The organism is uncultured Apibacter sp. (genome assembly GCF_946479295.1).
GTDB lineage: Bacteria > Bacteroidota > Bacteroidia > Flavobacteriales > Weeksellaceae > Apibacter.
The window spans coordinates 40,180-59,051 of record NZ_CAMLFD010000015.1; the positions used below are offsets into that span (position 1 = coordinate 40,180).

Consider the following 18,872-nt stretch of genomic DNA (forward strand, 5'->3'; position numbering starts at 1 on the left):
CTTAATAACATTATGAAAAAGATATTTGCATTATTACTTATTAGTTCTTCAATTATATTATGGGCACAAAAAATAGACCCGGAAGCAAAAAGGCTTTTAGATTCTGCCAGTAGTAAGCTCAGCAAAAATTCAACTTTTTATATAAAATTTAATTATTTATATTCTCAACCGGGAAAAAAAAGTATATCAGAAATTGGGCAAGTGTATGCAGCAAAGGAAAAATATCATTTGATTTTGCCTACTCTTACTCAAATTTACGATGGAAACAAAATTTATACCATATCCAAGGAAGATAAAGAAATAACCTCTTCCGAAAAAGAAGATGGAGAAAGTCTCTCTCCTACCAATATCTTAAATTTATATAAATCAGGATTCAACATAACTTTTGAAGGAAATGCAATCATTAATAATATAAAATGTTCCGTTATAAAATTAGTTCCTAACGATACTAAAAAATCAAAATCAATATTTATTGCTCTTTCTGATAATAAAGTAATCAGAGTATCTGAAAATTATAACGATGGAAGTTCATTGATTTTAATGATCATCGATTTCAAAGAAAATTTAATTGTTAATAAATCTTTACTTACATTTGATAAAAATAACTATAAAGATTACACACTAACAGAGTTATAAAAGATGATTAAAAAGTTAGATTGGTATATTATACGCACTTTTTTTGGTCCTTTTTTATTTATATTTAGCGTTTTAATGTTCATCTTTGTAATTCAATTTGCCTTTAATCAAATGGACAAATTTTTAGGCAAAGGATTGAACTTATGGGACATATCTAAATTGTTGTATTATTTAGGACTTGACGTTATTCGTTTAGTTTTACCACTAACCATATTATTATCTTCCATTATGACATTTGGCGGATTTGGAGAGCGCTATGAATTGGCGGCCATGAAATCAGCCGGAATATCATTAGCAAGAATCATGTATCCTCTTTTTAGTCTCATCATTTTAATAGCTATCTGGTTATTTTATTTTTGCAACACTACCCTACCTGAGAATCAAAGGAGAGCTCGCAATATGCTTATCAATATTGCACAAACAAGGCCAGCATTAAATTTTGAAGAAGGAAGATTCATAAAAGAAATGAATCCCTTAAGCATAAAGATAGGTAAAAAAAGTGGCAAGAATGACAGTGAATGGGATCAAGTTTTTATTCATAAAAATGCATCTCCATTTGAAGATCAACAAACTATTATTGCGGATAAAGGAAATATTGTTTCAAAAGATAATCATTACCTAAAGATTGAATTGTATAATGGGTTTATATACCAAGATAATATTAGAGGGAAAAATTATAATGAACTGAAAAAACAACCAGGTAATGCTATCAAATTTGATACATTAACCCAATATTATGATATTTCAGACTTAATTAAAAAATCTTTGGACAAGCAATCCGAAGGTGATAACTTCAGGTATAAATCTGTATCGGAATTAAGCACGTATATAGATTCAATACAAACTTCGAATATCGCATATTTTAAAGAGATTGGAGAGAACGGCTTGAAAATAATATTATTAGGTCAAAACAATCAATTAGATTCTTTAGACTATAGTATATACAATGAAACTTACCCTTTCGAATGGTCAAACTTAGATGATTTGACTAAATATAATTTAGTAAAAGCCGCAATTGAGCAGGTTAAAATTTCTAAACACGAATTAAGTTCAAAAGCTACAGAAATGAAAGCGATTGAAAAATTTGTTGCTAAAATGATTATCTGGCAGCAAAAAAATATAATTTCTTATTCTATTACCTGCATAGTATTTTTTCTTATTGGTGCTCCTCTAGGCTCTATCATAAGAAAGGGAGGAGTAGGTTTACCTGTAGTTGTAGCAATCATAATATTTATCATATTTTATATTTTAGGACTCTATATGGAAAATTTAGCAAAGAACCAGGTTATAAATCCTTATTGGGCTTCATGGATTCCGAATGCTTTATTTTTACCTGTTGGAATTTTTCTAACCATTAAATCCATGAAGGATTCAGAGTTGTTTGATGTTGATAATTATTTAAAACCTTTTAAAAAATTTATTAATAAATTTATAAAACAAAAAAATTTAGAACACAGTAGATACCAATGATTATTACAGACTTTAAAATGAATACCATATCAGAGGCTCTTGAAGATTTAAGGCAAGGCAAGGTAATTATAGTTGTCGATGATGAAAACCGTGAAAACGAAGGTGATTTTGTAGCAGCTGCTTCAACTATGACTCCCGAAACCATAAATTTCATGACTAAACACGGAAGAGGATTAATCTGTACTCCCCTTACCCAAAAGAGAGCAGAAGAATTGGATTTAGAATTTATGGTTGGAAGGAATACAGATCCAAAACAAACTGCTTTTACCGTTTCTGTGGATTTACTCGGACATGGAGTTACGACAGGAATTTCTGCTTCGGATAGATCTAAAACTATACGAGCCTTAGTGGATGAGAATATAAAACCAACTGATTTTGCACGACCGGGACATATATTTCCTTTAGTGGCAAAAAAAGGTGGGGTACTTAAACGAGACGGACATACTGAAGCTACTGTGGATTTATTACAATTGGCGGGTCTCCCTTCAACCGGTGTTCTAGTTGAAATTATGGATGAGGATGGAACCATGGCTCGAATGCCTCAATTGATGGAAGTTGCTAAAAAGTTTGATTTAAAAATTATAACTATTAAAGATTTAATTTCTTATCGACTAAAAAATGATTCATTAATTGAAAAAATCGAGGATGAAAAGATCAACACTCATTATGGAGAATTAAGATTCATAGCTTATAAAGATAAAACCAATGAACACATTCATTTTGCTTTAGTTAAAGGGGATATTAAAAATGATGAAACTATTCCGGTAAAAGTTATTGCCATTAACGTATATTTAGATCTTTTCAAAATTCTTGCTCAGGGTGAAGAGACAATTGTACAGAGAGCCATAGATTTTATTGACAACGAAGGCAAAGGGGTGCTTATATTTATAAACAATTCTTCCAACACGGAAATGATTGAAAATCATCTTGGTGATCTAAAAAAATACATATCAGGAGAAAAAGCCAATTTGGAAATCAATTCAGATGAAAGAGATTTAGGAATCGGTGCTCAGATTATAAAAGATTTAGGAATTAAATACATTAATGTTTTAACAACAAACCCTAATAAGAATTTCCCACTTAGTAGTGGCTATGGTATTAAGATTATAAATGAAATTAAAATTTAATATTTTTTCTTTTATAAACAAAAATTATAAATAAAGAAGCCTTCATGGGCTTCTTTATTGTTCTAAATAATTCATAATAAACTGATATTTAGGGTCTGATTCCGGAATCACTTGTAATGGATCTTTCCCCTTATTTCTTGCTTCCAATATCTTGCTTTTGTATTTCCTTATATAAACCTGATTATGTAATTCTTGTTCTGACGCAGTTTGTAAATTTATTTTTTTGACTTTAGTCAGATCAAGAATAAAAGAATCAAAAATTTTTCTTATCATATCAGGTGTTATATCATACACATCTTTTACCTGTTCTAAAGATACGAAACCACCTAGTACTTTTCTAAAACCTAGTATCCTCTTAGTTATAATTTCATTGTTAATAATTGAAAAAATATCCTGATAGGTCGCAGAATTTAGATCTTTTTGTGTATTTACTTTTAAAACCGTTTTATTTTCGTAGATATGCTTTGGTAGGATAATAAAATCTTCCAGTTCTTTATATTTCGAAGAGGAAATAACATAACATCTTTTTATGTCTTCTTTAGAACTAAATATACCATCCCCTAACGTTTTCTTATATTTTAAAATACTTTCTGCCTGTTTTTCAGAAAAGCCTATGTTCACCCAATCCTTTATCTCAAAAATATTAGGATCAAAAGTACGAAGCTTATATCTTATATTTTTTGATTCATTTAGTTCTTCTTTTGTTACATTTCCATCTGGAAGCAATAAAAATGGTGAAATCTTTGAAAACATCTCTTCAGAAATGACAAAACAGGATTTAATCTGTTCTTTAGAACTAAACGTACCGCCTAACTTAGCTTTATATTTTATAAGTACTTCTGCTTGTTTCTTTGAAAATCCTAAATGTTGCCAATCCTCGGAAGTACATTTATTGGGATCAAATAATTCAAGTTTTTTATCTTTTAATTTATTATCATCAATTTCATCATTAATTTCTTCTACAAATGAGAAAGGTACATTACTATCTAAACTTGATGAAAATAAAAAATTGCTATGAATAATAATTTCGAGAATAAATATAATACTAAGTAATAAAAGAACTCCCATTCGTTGTTCCTTTATCATTTTAAGGCGTAAATTCATATCTGTTAGTTTATAAGTCCTTATTGATAAACAAATATTTTATTTAATGTAGAACGAAAAATTATTGTATTTTTATACTGAACAGATAAATTAAATTTTATTAGAACTAAAATATGAATATATATTTATCTATTTATATAACTTTTTAAAGAAGAATAATTATTAATTGTAAAAATAGGATTACGTAATCTAACTTATTATGAGGAATCATCTATTATATAAAAAAATATAGAAACTACTACATAAAAATTAAAAGTACAAAATATATTAATAAAAAAAGACTGGATGATTATCATCCAATCTTCTATTATATATTAAAAGGTTTGCTTACTAAAAATAGTTAACTATTTTGACCTTTATCAACATAGCTCATATCATTAACAGATTCAATCGTAAATTTTCCATCTTCATACAAAACTTTACAGATAGAAGCATTATCCAAATCTTTTACAAATAATTTTTTACCACCTAGATTGTGAAGCATCAAAGTAATACTTAATCCATGAGAAACAATCAATATATTCCTATCTTCATTATACTTATTTTCTTTTTCCACAATCTCATTTAAAGCTTTATGAGTTCTTTTCTCTACCGTATTAAAATCTTCTGCCATTTTCATCGGATCTAAAATGCTGATTGTATTTACGGCATCTTTATAAGTTATTTCTTTATTCTTATCAAAAATATCAGCAAATAGATCTTCTACTTTAGTGTAATGAAGATATAATGCCACATCTTTAAACATTTCCGTTGCTAAGGCTGTTTCGTAAGCCCCGAAACAAATTTCTCTAAATTCAGGTTTCTCTACAACTGTAAGTTCTTTTTGTCCTGAATTGTTTAAAACAATATTGATAGTTTCTCGCGTCCTTCTCAAATCACTGCAATATGCAGACGAAAATTTAATATCTCTCAGACCTTTTCCTAAATTTTCTGCTACTTCAATTCCTTCTTTCGTTAGAGGAGTATCACTCCACCCTTGTACCTTATTTAATGAATTTAAAATCGTCCTTCCATGACGAGCTATATAAAATGTAATTTTAGATCCCATAAAGATTTAGTATTTTATATACAAAATTAAAATTTTTTGTCTGAATAAACTATCAATTAGAATTGCAATCCATTCCATCAAACCATTATTCTAAAACCCTTGAAATTCTCTAACAACATATATTATAAAAAAATTTAATTTTAACCATATATTTTTTTTTAAATTTTATTTGTATAAAAAAAATATTATTAATTTTGTTCTGTTAATTTAGATTTTAAAAATTAAAAAAATCTTAGTCATGTTATTACGCAATTTAATATTGCTAGTTAATAAAATTGTCTACTTCTCTTATCCTATCTACTTTAGTAGGCAGGTTAGGCTTTGATCTTAAATTTTTACAGAGCCGACACTTCCGCATTTTAATACAGTAAACTTGTTCAAGTAAAACTGTTTTTCATTTATCCATTTATTTATATAAGTATATTATTATTATAAAATGAATATCAATATTGTTGTTGCTACAGAAAAACATTATCAATACGCTGAGGAAATATGTGAAACTATATATCAATCGGCGATTGTTAGGGGTACTGGCATTGCTAAAAGAACTCCTGAGTATATACAAAAAAAAATGGACCAACGGCAGGCCATATTAGCTCTCGATGATTCAAAATTTGCAGGTTTCTGTTATATAGAAAAATGGCAAAACGGAGAGTTTGTCGTCCATTCAGGACTAATAGTTCATCCTGACTACAGAGGTGTGGGATTAGCTAAGAAAATCAAGCATTTTATTTTTGATTATACGCGAAAGAAATTTCCTGAAGCTAAAATATTTGGAATAACAACAGGGTTGGCCGTTATGAAAATAAATTCGGAATTAGGCTATAAGCCGGTTCCTTTTTCTGAACTGACTGATGATCCTGAATTTTGGAATGGATGTAGAACTTGTACTAATTTTAATATTTTACAAAGTAAACAGAATAAAATGTGCTTATGTACCGGTATGTTATTCGATCCAAAAGACAAAAAAAAGGAAATGGATAATACACAAAAAAATAGTTTTGACAAAAAAGTCATTACTCAATTAAACAAAATAAAAGAAGTCCTTCATATTAAATCTAAAAAAGATTTCGACAATTCTCAGATTAAAACCATTTAAAATACCTTTATGAAAAAAGCAGTTTTGGCATACAGTGGTGGTCTCGATACCTCTTATTCTCTGGTTAAGCTAACAAGAGAGCATGAAATGGAAGTACACACGGTTATAATAAATACCGGAGGTTTTTCAAGTGAAGAATTGAAACAAATAGAAAAACGCGCTTACGAACTGGGTTCCAATTTTCACAAAACCATAAATATAATCGACAAGTTTTACAAAGATTGCTTACGTTTTCTTATCTATGGAAATATTCTGAAAAATAATACTTATCCCTTATCTGTAAGTGCTGAACGAATCTTTCAATCAATTGCAATCGCGGAATATGCCAAGAGTATAGAGGCAGAATATATTGTTCATGGAAGTACGGGAGCAGGAAACGATCAAATACGTTTTGATGTTGCTTTTGAAGTCATCTCACCTAAATCTAAAATAATTACGCCGATCCGCGATGAAAAAGTTACTCGTCAACAAGAAGTAGATTATTTGAAAAAACAGGGAATACATATGAACTGGGAAAAAGCTAAGTATTCCATCAATAAAGGTATATGGGGTACTTCTGTTGGAGGTGTTGAAACTCTTTCTTCCGATCTTGCATTACCGGAAGATGCCTTTCCTACTCAACTTTCCGAAACAGATTCTGCTATACTTGAAATTGAATTCTCTAAAGGAGAACCCATTGGATTAAATGGTGAAAAAATGAATTCTGTTGCTTTAATTCAAAAACTTAATGAAATTGGTGGAAAATATGCCATTGGAAGAGATATACATGTTGGAGACACCATTTTGGGAATAAAAGGACGTGTAGGTTTTGAAGCTCCCGCCTCAATGATAATTATTAAAGCACATCACCTGCTTGAAAAACATACCCTTTCTCGCTGGCAACTATTACATAAAGATTCCTTAGCAAATTGGTATGGAACTTTATTGCATGAAGCTCAATACTTAGATCCGGTTATGAGAGATATAGAGGCTTTTTTAACCTCATCTCAAAAACGAGTTACAGGAACTGTAAAGGTTCAGCTATACCCTTATTATTTCCGCATGATCGGCATAAATTCACCTTATGATATGATGCAATCCAAAGTTGCAATTTACGGTGAAGAAAATCAAGCATGGGATAGTAGAGATGCAAAAGGATTTATAAAAATATTCGGAAATCAATTAAAAATCCATCATAGTTTTAATGATCAAGAATAAATTTTAAAATTATATTCTATATGATAATTTATAAATAATTAATTTACTACTTCTTTCAATGTGCTATAATAAAAATACAAGAAAAGAATGGTCATAACTAAGCGTATAAATTGATTAAATAAATCAAAACATTTTTAAAAGTTTCATAGAAGAAGATATTTTGAAATAAAAAAAACACATAAATTTTAAAATTTTATTTAATGATGTTTTGTAGATTATATCACTTTTATCCCGTAAGTAAATTAATTTATTAAAAAAATTATCCAATAAAAATTATATAAATATGAAATTTATCTTAACTTAATGCAATCTTATAATAGACAAAGCCTAGTTTAGTAATAGCCTAACATTCAAAATGAATAAAATAAAAGCAAGTATAGTAGGAGGCGCAGGTTACACTGCCGGAGAATTAATACGAATTCTTATCAATCATCCTAATGTGGAGATTACATCCATTTACAGTACCTCCAATTCTGGCAATCCTGTAAGTAAAGTGCATGAAGATCTTTTAGGTGAAACTAACTTAATTTTTACTGATAAAATCGACCAGGATTCAGACGTGGTTTTTCTTTGTTTGGGACACGGTAAATCCAGAAAATTCTTAGAAAATAATCTATATTCTAAAAACACGAAAATTATTGATCTTAGTAATGATTTCAGAGTTAAACCTAACCATACATTTCAAGAAAGGTCATTTACATACGGACTTCCTGAATTACAAAGAGAGGAAATAAGAAAAGCAAAAAATATTGCAAATCCCGGTTGCTTCGCCACTGCTATTCAATTAGCATTACTCCCTTTAGCTAAGGAAGGTCTGTTACATAAAGATATCCATATAAATGCCGTAACCGGTTCTACCGGAGCCGGACAATCTCTTTCTTCTACTACTCATTTTAGTTGGAGAAATAATAATGTATCATTTTATAAAGAATTCAGCCACCAACACGAAGCTGAAATTTTACAAAGCATTCATTATCTAGGAGACGATAATTATCAACTCTATTTCCTGCCGATGCGTGGAAATTTTTCTCGTGGTATTCTTGCCGGCGTCTATTTAAAAACGGATATATCTAAGGAACAAGCTATAAATTTATATACTGAATATTATAAAGATCATCCTTTTATTTATCTTTCAAATGACCCTATCTCTATAAAGCAGGTGGTTAATACCAATAAATGTTTATTGGAGATACAAAGGCATGGAGATATCCTGTTGATTACATCGGTAATTGATAATTTAACTAAAGGAGCTTCCGGACAGGCAATACAAAATATGAATCTGCTATTCGGATTCAATGAATCTGAAGGATTACATTTAAAACCGGTAGCATTCTAAATATAATTTAAATATGAATAAAATAATTCATTATAAAAATTGTACATAGAAACTACAAAAACATGATTAGTTTCCTTGGTATATTAATTAAATTTTTCTAATGTAATTTGGTATGATTCCAAACAATAAACTATAATAAATTTTACATCTGAGATGAATTAATAATTATGATTTATTTTTTACAAGTAAAAGCAATAATATGAAAATAGCAATTATCGGAGCAGGAAATTTAGGATTGGCAATAGCCAAAGGAATTATTAACAGCAATTTTACAGAAACATTATATATTACTAAACGGAATATTGAAACAATAAAAGAATTTGAAACCTCTCATTCTATATTTCTGACTACTGATAATAAAACGGCAATTAAAAATTCAGAAATTATAATTTTTGCCGTTCAGCCCAAAATATTACCGATCGTTTTGAGCGAATGTAAAGGCTTACTTACCGATACTCATACAATCATATCTGTGGTAGCAGGATTCAATATCTTTAAATTAGAAGAACATATAGGTAGTAATCAATCCATTATTCAGGCCATGCCAAATACTGCCATATCAGTGAATCAATCCATGACCTGTCTGTGTTCAAATTCAAAAGGAAAAGAACGAATACCAATCGCTTTGAATATCTTTAATCAACTAGGTCATGCTATTGAAATTCCAGAAGAACAAATGCAAGCGGCCACTATTATTTGTTCCAGTGGTATTGCTTTTTGGATGAGGATTATTCGGGCTCACACTTTAGGCGCTATAGAAATGGGACTCGAATCTAATGAAGCGATAGCCATGATTACTCAAACCTGCATCGGCGCAGCACGTCTACTAGAAATTAAAAAAAGTAATCCTGAACAAGAAATTGATAAGGTTACTACACCGGGCGGATGCACAATTGCAGGAATTAATGAAATGGATCATCAAGGAGCAAGTTCTGCTATCATTAAAGGACTTTTAGCTTCTTATAAAAAAATTAGTCAAATTTCGAATAAATAATTGAGACATCTCTATTTATTGCTTTACTTATAATAATTTAAAACAAATACTAAAATGAGTTTATTTAACGTATATCCACTCTATACGATAGCTCCCGAAAGAGCATTAGGCAGTACTGTATGGGATGAAAACGGGAATGCTTATCTTGATTTTTATGGGGGACACGGTGTTATTTCAATCGGGCATTCACATCCGACTTATATAAAGCAGGTAACCGAACAAATTAATAAAATCGGGTTTTATTCCAACTCAATTATCAACCCTTTACAGAGAAAACTCGGAAATTTATTACCTCAAATTTCAGAATATCCTGAGTATGCTTTATTTCTCTGCAATTCCGGAGCTGAAGCCAATGAAAATGCTCTAAAATTAGCTTCTTTCCATACCGGAAAATCTAAAGTTTTAGCTTTTAAAAATAGTTTTCATGGGAGAACTTCTGCAGCAGTTGCAGTAACTGACAATCCTAAAATTATTGCTCCACTCAATTATCAACATGACGTAGTATTTTGTGAGTTAAATGATATAGAAACCGTAAAAAAAGAGATAGCCAAAGGGAATATTTCTTCAGTTATTATTGAAACAATACAAGGTGTTGGAGGCTTGGACGAAGGAACTAAAGAGTTTTTCCAGGAACTTGAAAAAGTTTGTAAAGAAAATAAGGTAATTTTAATTCTGGATGAAATCCAATGCGGATATGGAAGATCGGGGAAATTTTTTGCCCATCAGCATCATGGAATTAAAGCAGATATTATATCTTTAGCCAAAGGAATGGGTAATGGCTTCCCTATTGGAGGAATACTAATTTCCCCTGAATTTAAACCATCTTATGGATTATTAGGAACCACTTTTGGTGGTAATCATCTTGCTTGTGCAGCAGCTTTGGCTGTTTTAGAGGTTTTTGAAAATGAGCATATATTGGAAAATGTCCGCGAGCAATCCGCCTACTTTATTGAAAAATTTGCTTCAATTCCGCAAATAAAAAAAATTAAAGGAAAGGGATTGATGTTAGGACTTGAATTTGATTTCGAAGTGGCTGATCTTCGTAAAAAATTAATTTATGAAAAAAATATTTTTACTGGTAATTCCAGTAACAAAAACCTATTAAGGGTACTTCCTCCTTTAAACATTTCTAAAAAAGAAATAGATATATTTTACGACAGTTTACTGTCTTTCTTTTAATAACACTATATAAACTTAGAAATAATGAAGAAATATACTTCTGTTGATGATATTCAAAACTTAAATGAACTTTTAAAACTAGCCAAAAAAATCAAGAAAAATCCTTTCTCTAATAAAGAATTGGGAAGAGACAAAACCATAGGGCTTTTATTTTTTAATCCTAGTCTAAGGACACGATTAAGTACACAAAAAGCAGCCCGTAACTTGGGGATGGAATGCATGGTTATGAATTTAAACACAGAAGGCTGGACATTAGAATTTGAAAACGGAACGATAATGGATGGTTCTGCTTCAGAACATATTAAGGAAGCTGCCAGAGTCATATCACAGTATTGCGATATTATAGCAATCAGAAGTTTCCCTACCTTAAAAGATAAGAAAAAAGACGAAGAGGAAATGGTTATTTCTTCGTTTCTTACCTATGCATCTGTACCGGTGATAAGTTTGGAAGGAGCTACCGAGCACCCTTTACAAGCCCTTGCGGATGCATTGACAATTGAGGAATATAAGAAAACCGAACGTCCTAAAGTTGTATTGAGCTGGGCGCCCCACCCTAAGGCTCTTCCACAATCCGTTCCTAATTCATTTGCCAAAATGATGAAGAAGATGGAGGTAGATTTTATTATTACTCATCCTTTAGGCTATGAACTTAATCCGGAAATCACAAAAGGAATAAAAATTGTTTATAATCAAGAAGAAGCTTTTAGAAATGCTGATTTTATTTACGCAAAAAATTGGAGCAATTACAACGATTACGGGCAAATAACCAGCGAAGATCCTACTTGGACCATAGGCAAAAGACAGATGGATTTAACCAATAATGCTAAATTCATGCATTGTTTACCCGTTCGACGAAACATGATCGTTACCGATGAAATATTGGATAGTGAAACCTCAATTGTTATTCCTGAAGCCAATAATCGTATCTATTCGGCTCAAACAATTCTTACGAAAATTCTGGAAGAACTAACATAAACAACAATACTATAGTATTAATTTTATTAATTTCACCATGAATAAAAACCAATTAACTATTATTAAAATTGGAGGGAATGTAATCGATAACCCTGAAGTCCTTTTCCGATTTTTGCAGGATTTTTCCACCTTAAAAACTCCTAAAATTTTAGTTCACGGGGGAGGAAAAGCTGCAACAAGATTGGCAGTAAAATTAGGTGTTGAATCAATAATGATTGATGGAAGAAGGGTCACTAATGAAGAAATGCTTGATGTGGCAATTATGACGTATGCCGGACTTTGCAATAAAAAAATTGTTGCTCAGCTTCAAGGTTTTAATAATTCTGCGATTGGACTTACAGGTGCTGACGGAAATTCAATATTTTCACAAAAAAGAGAAAATAGCACGTATGATTACGGATTTGTGGGAGATGTAATCGGGATAAATTCCGAATGGATTAAAAAATTACTAGATTCAGGAATAACACCTGTCTTCTGTGCCATTACGCATGATAAAAAAGGCCAATTGCTTAATACCAATGCTGATTCCATAGCCCAATCTCTTGCTGTAGGTCTATCTTCTCTATATAACACGACCTTGCTCTATTGTTTTGAAAAAATGGGGGTTTTACAAGATATTGAAGATGATACTAGTGTAATTGAAAACATAAATTATAATTCCTATCAAAATTTGAAAACGAACAATATTATCCATTCCGGTATGATCCCGAAGCTCGATAATTGTTTCGAAGCCCTTGCACAAGGGGTAGAGAATATTATTATATCCAACCCGGAAATAATTAGTAACCCTAATCAATTACATACTCGTATCACTTTATAAAAGTTTTATGAAAACAATCAAACAACTGACTTTAGAAGCTATTGACCTTCTAAAAAATTTAATTTCAACTCCTTCATTTTCAGGAGAAGAACACCATACTGCTTTATTGATTGAAGCCTGGTTTACGCACAACAATATTCCATATAAAAGGGAAAATAATAATGTATGGGCTTATAATAAGTATTTTGATGAAAGCAAACCCAACTTACTCTTAAATTCCCATCAAGATACTGTTTTCCCAAATAAGGAATATACACACAATCCTTTTGAAGCTATAGAGAAAGACGGAAAAATATTCGGTTTAGGTTCCAATGACGCCGGCGGCTGTTTGGTTTCACTTTTAGCTGTATTTACCTATTTTTATTCTCATAAAGACTTAAAATATAATTTAATTATGGTGGCTTCTGCTGAAGAAGAAAATAGCGGTGCCAAAGGTCTAAACAGTGTTTTAAAACATTTACCTACTCTAGCATGTGCCATTATTGGAGAGCCGACGCTTATGCAATTAGCCATTGCCGAAAAAGGATTACTCGTGTTGGATATTATCGTAAAAGGAACAGCCAGTCATGCTGCTCACAATAATCCGAATAATTCTATTTACAATGCTTTGCCAGTAATTGAATGGTTTAAAGACTATTCTTTTGAAAAAATATCAGAAGTTTTAGGTCCCATGAAAATGACTGTATCTCAAATTGATGCAGGAAAACAGCATAATCTTGTCCCGGAACAATGTAGGTTGGTGATTGACATACGCGTAAACGATTGTTATACAAATGAAGAAATATTTTCAATCATTGATAAAAGCTTATCGTCTGAAAAAGTTTTAATTACACCCAGGTCTTTGAAACAAAAATCTTCCTCCATACCTAAAACTCATCCCTTAGTTTTAGCCGGCATTGAATTAGGGAGAGAAACCTACGGTTCCCCCACTCTTTCAGATCAGGCGGTGTTAACATGTCCTTCTTTGAAAATGGGGCCAGGAAATTCACTACGATCTCATACTGCCGATGAATATATTTTCCGTGAGGAAATAGAAGAGGCCATACCTCTTTATATCGAACTATTAAATAAAACTCTTTTATAGTACTATAATTATATTAAAATTTTTAAAATGAAACTTTGGGAAAAAGGTATATCAACCGATAAGCGAATTGAGTTATTTACAGTAGGAAATGATAGAGAACTTGATGTCGTTTTAGCAAAATACGACGTGTTAGGCTCTTTAGCGCAAGCAAAAATGTTAGGTAAAGTAGGACTAATATCGGAGAAAGAAAAGCAAGATCTTGTAAATGCTTTACATGAAATTCTCAAGGATATTGACAATAAAACTTTCCAGATTGAAGATAAATTTGAAGATGTACATTCGAAAATTGAATTCTTATTGACCGAAAAGGTTGGCGAGGCTGGAAAAAAGATTCACACTGCTCGCTCTCGAAATGATCAAATCTTGGTTGATATGCATTTATTTTTAAAAGATGAATTACAAATTATTAAAAATCAAACCCGCGCACTTTTTGATCTTCTGATGGATCTAGCTGAAAAAAATAAAAATGTTTTACTACCGGGATATACTCATTTTCAAATCGCTATGCCTTCTTCTTTTGGCATGTGGTTTTCAGCTTATGCAGAAAGTTTAATTGACGATATAATTTTAATAAACGCTGCTTTACGAATAATAGATCAAAACCCACTAGGATCAGCAGCGGGATATGGAAGCTCTTTTCCTATTGACCGAACATTTACTACAAAAGAATTAGGTTTTAATACCTTAAAGTTCAATTCCGTTGCTGCACAAATGAGTCGAGGAAAATCGGAAAAAACAACTGCCTATGCCCTTAGCAGTTTAGCCGGAACTTTATCCAAGTTAGCGATGGATGTAACCTTATACTCCAGCCAAAATTATAATTTTCTTTCTCTCCCTTCACGCCTAACTACAGGTTCCAGCATTATGCCTCATAAAAAAAATCCAGATGTGTTTGAATTAATACGAGGAAAATGCAATAAGATACAGTCCTTACCCTATGAGCTAACTTTGATAACAAATAACTTACCTAGCGGTTATCATAGAGATTTACAATTATTGAAAGAAGGAATCATACCGGGAATACAAAATATTAAGGCATGCTTAGATATGGCTCATTATTCTTTACAAGATATTCAAGTAAAGGATAATATCCTTGATGATCCTAAGTATGATTATTTATTTACTGTTGAGGGATTGAATGAATTAGTTTCTCAAGGTATTCCTTTTCGAGATGCTTATAAGTTAATAGCTCAACAAGTGGAAGAAGGAACTTTTCAATCTTGCAAAAAAACTTCGCATACCCATGAGGGAAGCATTAATAACCTCTGCCTTGAAGAAATTAAAATGAAAATGGAAAGCAATTGGAATACATATTAAAAGAAAAATTGTAGTACTACTAATGAAACAATAGATATAATTACCCATAGGATTCCACCTAACAAGAAAGGCTCTATTCCTACCTTTTTTAATGATTTTAAATTTAAGTTTGCTCCAATGAAAAATAATGTTAGAGTTAGCCCTTTTTTAGCTGCCCCTACTAACCAATGATTTATCTGGAAAAATATCGGAAAGTATTTTGGTATATAGGTATTAGCAATAATTGCTAAAAGAAACAAGAAAATGAAATATGGAATTTTTATCTTCTTACCCTTGTCCTCTTTACCTTCTTTGAAAGCAATAAGTGTTACAAAGGATAAAGGGATAATCCATAGGGCTCTTTCCAATTTAACCATGGTTGCAATTTCTAATGCTTTTGCTCCGTAATGTTGTGCTGCTCCTACCACGGAGCTGGTATCATGTATGGCCAATGCAGACCAATAACCGAATTGCTCTTGTGTAAGGTGAAATATCTGTCCTAATACAGGGAACACGAATAAAGCTATTGAATTTAAAATAAATATGGTCGCCATTGAAAGGGTCGTCTCCTCTTCATCTGCATGAATAAGTGGAGATATTGCTGCAATTGCGCTCCCTCCACAAATCGCCGTGCCGGAAGCTATTAAAAAGGCTATTTTTTTATTAATATGAAGCAGCCGACCTACCGTTATTCCAATTAGTAATGTGATACAGATAGATGCTATAGTAAAAATCAACCCTTCTTTACCCACTTTTATAGCTGTCACTAAATCCATTCCAAATCCTAAACCAATAATAGATAATTGTAAAAGATAACGGGTAATTTTTTTAGTGGATTTAGGATAGGGATTTCCTGCTATAAAGGAAAATAATATACCTAATAATAATGCTAAAGGGGTATCTATAGTAAAAATAAGACAGGATAAGCTTAAAAGTATAAATATTATTTTTTTTCCATTAGTGAAGAATGATAATAACTTATTCTTAGTTTTCGGTTGATTCATCAGACAAATATCAATAAATATATATAGATAGCCCTATGAAAAAAAGTTATTATTTATAACTAAAAGTTATAATGGGTCGTAGCAAATTTTATAAATAGATCTGAATACCCTTGAGGAACTCCTTGATTGTAAACAAAATAAAACCATCGTTCAATATTGATCCCCTCAATATCAATGACTTGAAATTCTCCATTTTTTATTTCTTTATTTATAGCAGCTATAGAAACAAATCCGATACAATTCGCGTGGGTCAAATACGATTTAATTCCTTCAGTGCTTCCTAAATGCATAGCAATATTCAAGTCTTTTAACAATATGTTTTTAGATTGAAAAGCATCCCTTATAATATCAAGGCTTCCTGACCCCAATTCTCTTAATACTAAAGGAATAATCTTTAATTCTTCTAAAGATAAAGATTCTCTGGTAGAGATTTCTTGAGAAGTGTGAGCAATAGCTATAATTTCATCTTGTAAAAATGGGATATACTTAAGTTGTTTATTCGAAGGTTTCCCTTCAACCAATCCCAATTCAATTTTTTTCTCAATAAGATACTTTTCAATATCCCTCGTGTTAGCAGTTATAAGAGACATTTTGATTTTTGGATGCATGGAATGAAATTGCGACATAAGTGCCGGAAGTAAATACTGACCTAAAGTGGTACTTGCTCCTAATTGAAAAGTACCGGAAAAATTATTTTTTAACAAATCAAAATCGAATCTAATTTGCTTGTAAATGTCTATAATTTTTTCTGAGTGAAACAATAATAATTTACCTGCATCTGTAAGCTCTATTTTATTTCCCTTTCGAAGAAATAGCGTCATGTCATATTCAGTCTCCAATTCCTTTATATTTTTAGTAACTGCCGGTTGAGATATATAAAGTTCTTCGGCTGCCTTGGTAAAACTTAAGTTTTTTGCTACAGAATAAAATATTTTCAAACGGACATCTGACATAATAAGACTGTTTTTATAAGGTATTTTGCTCTATATCTATCAATGATTTTAGTTAAATAAATATAAATGTAAAATAATATAAGTTATTCATCTATTTTTCTCATTTTATTTACAATTAACTAGTTAATTTATAATGGAATAATTTTTGTTTTTATTTACTAGTTATAAAATTATATTATCAATTTAAAAATAGACCTAAAAAACCAAATTATGAAACAAATTAGAAAAATTTTATTAGCTTTTGTTATAATGGGTACCTTAAGTTTTTCATTGACATCATGCAAAACAGAACCTAAAGATTCTGACTTAGTTACCAAAGCAAAAGCAGTGTTACCGGAAGGAGTGAATATAGATGTAAAAAAAGGAGTGGCAACACTTTCAGGTGAATATAATGATGATAATGCAAAACAATCTACTGAAAATGCCGTTAAAGCTATTCCGGGTATTAAATCTGTTGAAGACAATGCAACCATTAAAGAAACTGCTAGTAGTGTAGAAGTCTCTGCAGATTCCGTTTTAGAATCTAAAGTAAATGATGTTTTAAAAGGATATACAGGGGTTACTGCTGATGTAAATGATGGAATAGTTACTCTTAACGGAGAATTAAATAGAAATGAGTTGCCAAGACTTATGCAAGCTATCAATGCTTTACAACCAAAAAAAATAGAACAGAAATTATTACTTAAATAATAAGATGGCTTTACAAGATAAATATGCAGAATTAATTTCCAAAGCAAATAGTTTAGGTATTACAAATCTTTCCGTAAAAGAGCAAAATAACGTTCTTTATATTGACGGAGAAGTTCCAAATGGAGAATCTAAAGATCAACTTTGGTCAGTATATAATAAAATTGATCCCGATTTTAGATCAGGAGATCTTATTTTGAACGTAAATGTATCGCCGAATGCTCCTTCTTCTAAATATAAGGTGACTACTCAAAGCACCAATTTAAATATAAGGAAAGGACCGGGTACCGATCAACCTATAATAGGTAAGGCAGCCCACCAATCTACGGTAACTTATTTAAGCAAGTATAATGATGATTGGTATCTGATACGATCTGAAGATGGGACTGAAGGATATTGTAATACAGAATATTTAACAGCGATATAAAATTTAGCATACATTTTAAATAATTATATTAGGGTTTGAATTAATTTTCATTCCCTTTTTTGTTTATTTTTTTATAGAAAATTATACTAATTACATACTAACAATCTATATACACAATAGATTGTTTTATAACTATATAATAAAGTGAATTATTCAAATTATTAGATTGCAAAAGTATTTTAGTTTTGCTATTTATATATTTTTAATAAGAGTTTTAATCTAATATGTTTACATTTGGATAAGAAAATTAATCTTAGAAATTGATTTTTGCTCTGGCTTTTTATCCAATATTTTTATTTAATTCTCTCTATGATTATTCTTATATGTAAAATAGTTGTAGAAATAATTAATTAAGATTTACTAATATCATCAACTTATTACTTAACAATAGAAAATATAATTATTTTAATACCATATTTTTAATGAATTTATTTGA

Annotated in this window: 18 protein-coding genes; 14 read left to right on the forward strand and 4 right to left on the reverse strand. The window is 30.7% G+C overall.

The features are described 5' to 3' along the window. Positions 1–12 precede the first annotated feature (12 nt). The 3 genes from Q0T35_RS09105 to ribB are packed head-to-tail and all read left to right on the forward strand — an operon-like array spanning position 13 to position 3,233. On the forward strand, positions 13–636 hold the full coding sequence (locus tag Q0T35_RS09105) for a hypothetical protein (protein ID WP_293917777.1): 624 nt from the start codon (positions 13–15) through the stop codon (positions 634–636). Positions 637–639: 3 nt separating this feature from the next. Beyond that, positions 640–2,106 carry an LptF/LptG family permease gene (locus Q0T35_RS09110; RefSeq protein ID WP_295842695.1) on the forward strand — a complete coding sequence of 489 codons (1,467 nt, stop codon included), beginning with the start codon at positions 640–642 and terminating at the stop codon, positions 2,104–2,106. Positions 2,107–2,108: 2 nt separating this feature from the next. After that, positions 2,109–3,233 carry a 3,4-dihydroxy-2-butanone-4-phosphate synthase gene (ribB, locus tag Q0T35_RS09115; protein WP_293917796.1) on the forward strand — a complete coding sequence of 375 codons (1,125 nt, stop codon included), beginning with the start codon at positions 2,109–2,111 and terminating at the stop codon, positions 3,231–3,233. A 54-nt stretch (positions 3,234–3,287) separates the two neighbouring features. Here ribB and Q0T35_RS09120 read toward each other — a convergent pair whose 3' ends face one another. Together Q0T35_RS09120 and Q0T35_RS09125 are read right to left on the reverse strand one after the other, a co-directional pair. Further along, on the reverse strand, positions 3,288–4,337 hold the full coding sequence (locus Q0T35_RS09120) for a helix-hairpin-helix domain-containing protein (protein ID WP_293917779.1): 1,050 nt from the start codon (positions 4,335–4,337) through the stop codon (positions 3,288–3,290). Positions 4,338–4,677: 340 nt separating this feature from the next. Beyond that, entirely contained in the window at positions 4,678–5,385 is a 708-nt protein-coding gene (locus tag Q0T35_RS09125; protein ID WP_293917780.1) for a histidine phosphatase family protein, read from the reverse strand. 436 nt (positions 5,386–5,821) lie between these two features. Between Q0T35_RS09125 and Q0T35_RS09130 the strand changes: the two genes are divergently transcribed. The 9 genes from Q0T35_RS09130 to argH all read left to right on the forward strand — a co-directional run bounded on the left by Q0T35_RS09130 (position 5,822) and on the right by argH (position 15,386). Beyond that, positions 5,822–6,484, forward strand: a complete 663-nt coding sequence (locus tag Q0T35_RS09130; protein ID WP_293917782.1) for a GNAT family N-acetyltransferase — start codon at positions 5,822–5,824, stop codon at positions 6,482–6,484. A 9-nt stretch (positions 6,485–6,493) separates the two neighbouring features. Continuing rightward, entirely contained in the window at positions 6,494–7,681 is a 1,188-nt protein-coding gene (gene argG / locus Q0T35_RS09135) for an argininosuccinate synthase (protein WP_295842697.1), read from the forward strand. Positions 7,682–8,036: 355 nt separating this feature from the next. After that, on the forward strand, positions 8,037–9,017 hold the full coding sequence (gene argC / locus Q0T35_RS09140) for an N-acetyl-gamma-glutamyl-phosphate reductase (protein ID WP_295842699.1): 981 nt from the start codon (positions 8,037–8,039) through the stop codon (positions 9,015–9,017). 199 nt (positions 9,018–9,216) lie between these two features. Next, positions 9,217–10,011 carry a pyrroline-5-carboxylate reductase gene (proC, locus tag Q0T35_RS09145; RefSeq protein WP_295842700.1) on the forward strand — a complete coding sequence of 265 codons (795 nt, stop codon included), beginning with the start codon at positions 9,217–9,219 and terminating at the stop codon, positions 10,009–10,011. A 54-nt stretch (positions 10,012–10,065) separates the two neighbouring features. Further along, entirely contained in the window at positions 10,066–11,190 is a 1,125-nt protein-coding gene (locus tag Q0T35_RS09150) for an aminotransferase class III-fold pyridoxal phosphate-dependent enzyme (RefSeq protein ID WP_293917790.1), read from the forward strand. Positions 11,191–11,214: 24 nt separating this feature from the next. Beyond that, positions 11,215–12,165, forward strand: a complete 951-nt coding sequence (locus Q0T35_RS09155; RefSeq protein WP_295842704.1) for an N-acetylornithine carbamoyltransferase — start codon at positions 11,215–11,217, stop codon at positions 12,163–12,165. Between the two features lie 37 nt (positions 12,166–12,202). Beyond that, complete coding sequence (gene argB / locus Q0T35_RS09160) at positions 12,203–12,985, forward strand: acetylglutamate kinase (RefSeq protein ID WP_295842706.1); 783 nt, start codon at positions 12,203–12,205, stop codon at positions 12,983–12,985. 7 nt (positions 12,986–12,992) lie between these two features. Further along, a complete protein-coding gene (locus Q0T35_RS09165; protein WP_295842708.1) occupies positions 12,993–14,069 on the forward strand; it encodes a M20 family metallo-hydrolase in 1,077 nt (358 codons plus the stop codon). Positions 14,070–14,096: 27 nt separating this feature from the next. Further along, positions 14,097–15,386 carry an argininosuccinate lyase gene (argH, locus tag Q0T35_RS09170; RefSeq protein WP_293919299.1) on the forward strand — a complete coding sequence of 430 codons (1,290 nt, stop codon included), beginning with the start codon at positions 14,097–14,099 and terminating at the stop codon, positions 15,384–15,386. On the opposite strand, the gene Q0T35_RS09175 is transcribed toward argH, so the two are convergent. Continuing rightward, positions 15,383–16,369: a putative sulfate exporter family transporter gene (locus Q0T35_RS09175; RefSeq protein ID WP_295842711.1), complete on the reverse strand. Its 987-nt coding sequence runs from the start codon at positions 16,367–16,369 to the stop codon at positions 15,383–15,385. The two genes, argH and Q0T35_RS09175, sit on opposite strands and share 4 nt — an antisense overlap. 59 nt (positions 16,370–16,428) lie before the next feature. Next, positions 16,429–17,322, reverse strand: coding sequence for a LysR family transcriptional regulator (locus Q0T35_RS09180; RefSeq protein WP_295842713.1), 894 nt, complete (start codon positions 17,320–17,322; stop codon positions 16,429–16,431). Positions 17,323–17,532: 210 nt separating this feature from the next. Between Q0T35_RS09180 and Q0T35_RS09185 the strand changes: the two genes are divergently transcribed. Together Q0T35_RS09185 and Q0T35_RS09190 are read left to right on the forward strand one after the other, a co-directional pair. After that, positions 17,533–18,012, forward strand: a complete 480-nt coding sequence (locus Q0T35_RS09185; protein WP_295842714.1) for a BON domain-containing protein — start codon at positions 17,533–17,535, stop codon at positions 18,010–18,012. Positions 18,013–18,016: 4 nt separating this feature from the next. Next, a complete protein-coding gene (locus tag Q0T35_RS09190; protein WP_295842716.1) occupies positions 18,017–18,436 on the forward strand; it encodes an SH3 domain-containing protein in 420 nt (139 codons plus the stop codon). Positions 18,437–18,872: the final 436 nt, after the last annotated feature.

Coding starts and splice junctions, on each gene's coding strand:
- Q0T35_RS09185 (WP_295842714.1), top strand. CDS start 17,533: ATGAAACAAATTAGAAAAATTTTATTAGCTTTTGTTATAATGGGTACC.
- proC (WP_295842700.1), top strand. CDS start 9,217: ATGAAAATAGCAATTATCGGAGCAGGAAATTTAGGATTGGCAATAGCC.
- argH (WP_293919299.1), top strand. CDS start 14,097: ATGAAACTTTGGGAAAAAGGTATATCAACCGATAAGCGAATTGAGTTA.
- Q0T35_RS09110 (WP_295842695.1), top strand. CDS start 640: ATGATTAAAAAGTTAGATTGGTATATTATACGCACTTTTTTTGGTCCT.
- argC (WP_295842699.1), top strand. CDS start 8,037: ATGAATAAAATAAAAGCAAGTATAGTAGGAGGCGCAGGTTACACTGCC.
- Q0T35_RS09105 (WP_293917777.1), top strand. CDS start 13: ATGAAAAAGATATTTGCATTATTACTTATTAGTTCTTCAATTATATTA.
- Q0T35_RS09120 (WP_293917779.1), bottom strand. CDS start 4,337: ATGAATTTACGCCTTAAAATGATAAAGGAACAACGAATGGGAGTTCTT.
- Q0T35_RS09165 (WP_295842708.1), top strand. CDS start 12,993: ATGAAAACAATCAAACAACTGACTTTAGAAGCTATTGACCTTCTAAAA.
- Q0T35_RS09175 (WP_295842711.1), bottom strand. CDS start 16,369: ATGAATCAACCGAAAACTAAGAATAAGTTATTATCATTCTTCACTAAT.
- Q0T35_RS09125 (WP_293917780.1), bottom strand. CDS start 5,385: ATGGGATCTAAAATTACATTTTATATAGCTCGTCATGGAAGGACGATT.
- Q0T35_RS09130 (WP_293917782.1), top strand. CDS start 5,822: ATGAATATCAATATTGTTGTTGCTACAGAAAAACATTATCAATACGCT.
- Q0T35_RS09150 (WP_293917790.1), top strand. CDS start 10,066: ATGAGTTTATTTAACGTATATCCACTCTATACGATAGCTCCCGAAAGA.
- Q0T35_RS09155 (WP_295842704.1), top strand. CDS start 11,215: ATGAAGAAATATACTTCTGTTGATGATATTCAAAACTTAAATGAACTT.
- Q0T35_RS09180 (WP_295842713.1), bottom strand. CDS start 17,322: ATGTCAGATGTCCGTTTGAAAATATTTTATTCTGTAGCAAAAAACTTA.
- argB (WP_295842706.1), top strand. CDS start 12,203: ATGAATAAAAACCAATTAACTATTATTAAAATTGGAGGGAATGTAATC.
- argG (WP_295842697.1), top strand. CDS start 6,494: ATGAAAAAAGCAGTTTTGGCATACAGTGGTGGTCTCGATACCTCTTAT.
- Q0T35_RS09190 (WP_295842716.1), top strand. CDS start 18,017: ATGGCTTTACAAGATAAATATGCAGAATTAATTTCCAAAGCAAATAGT.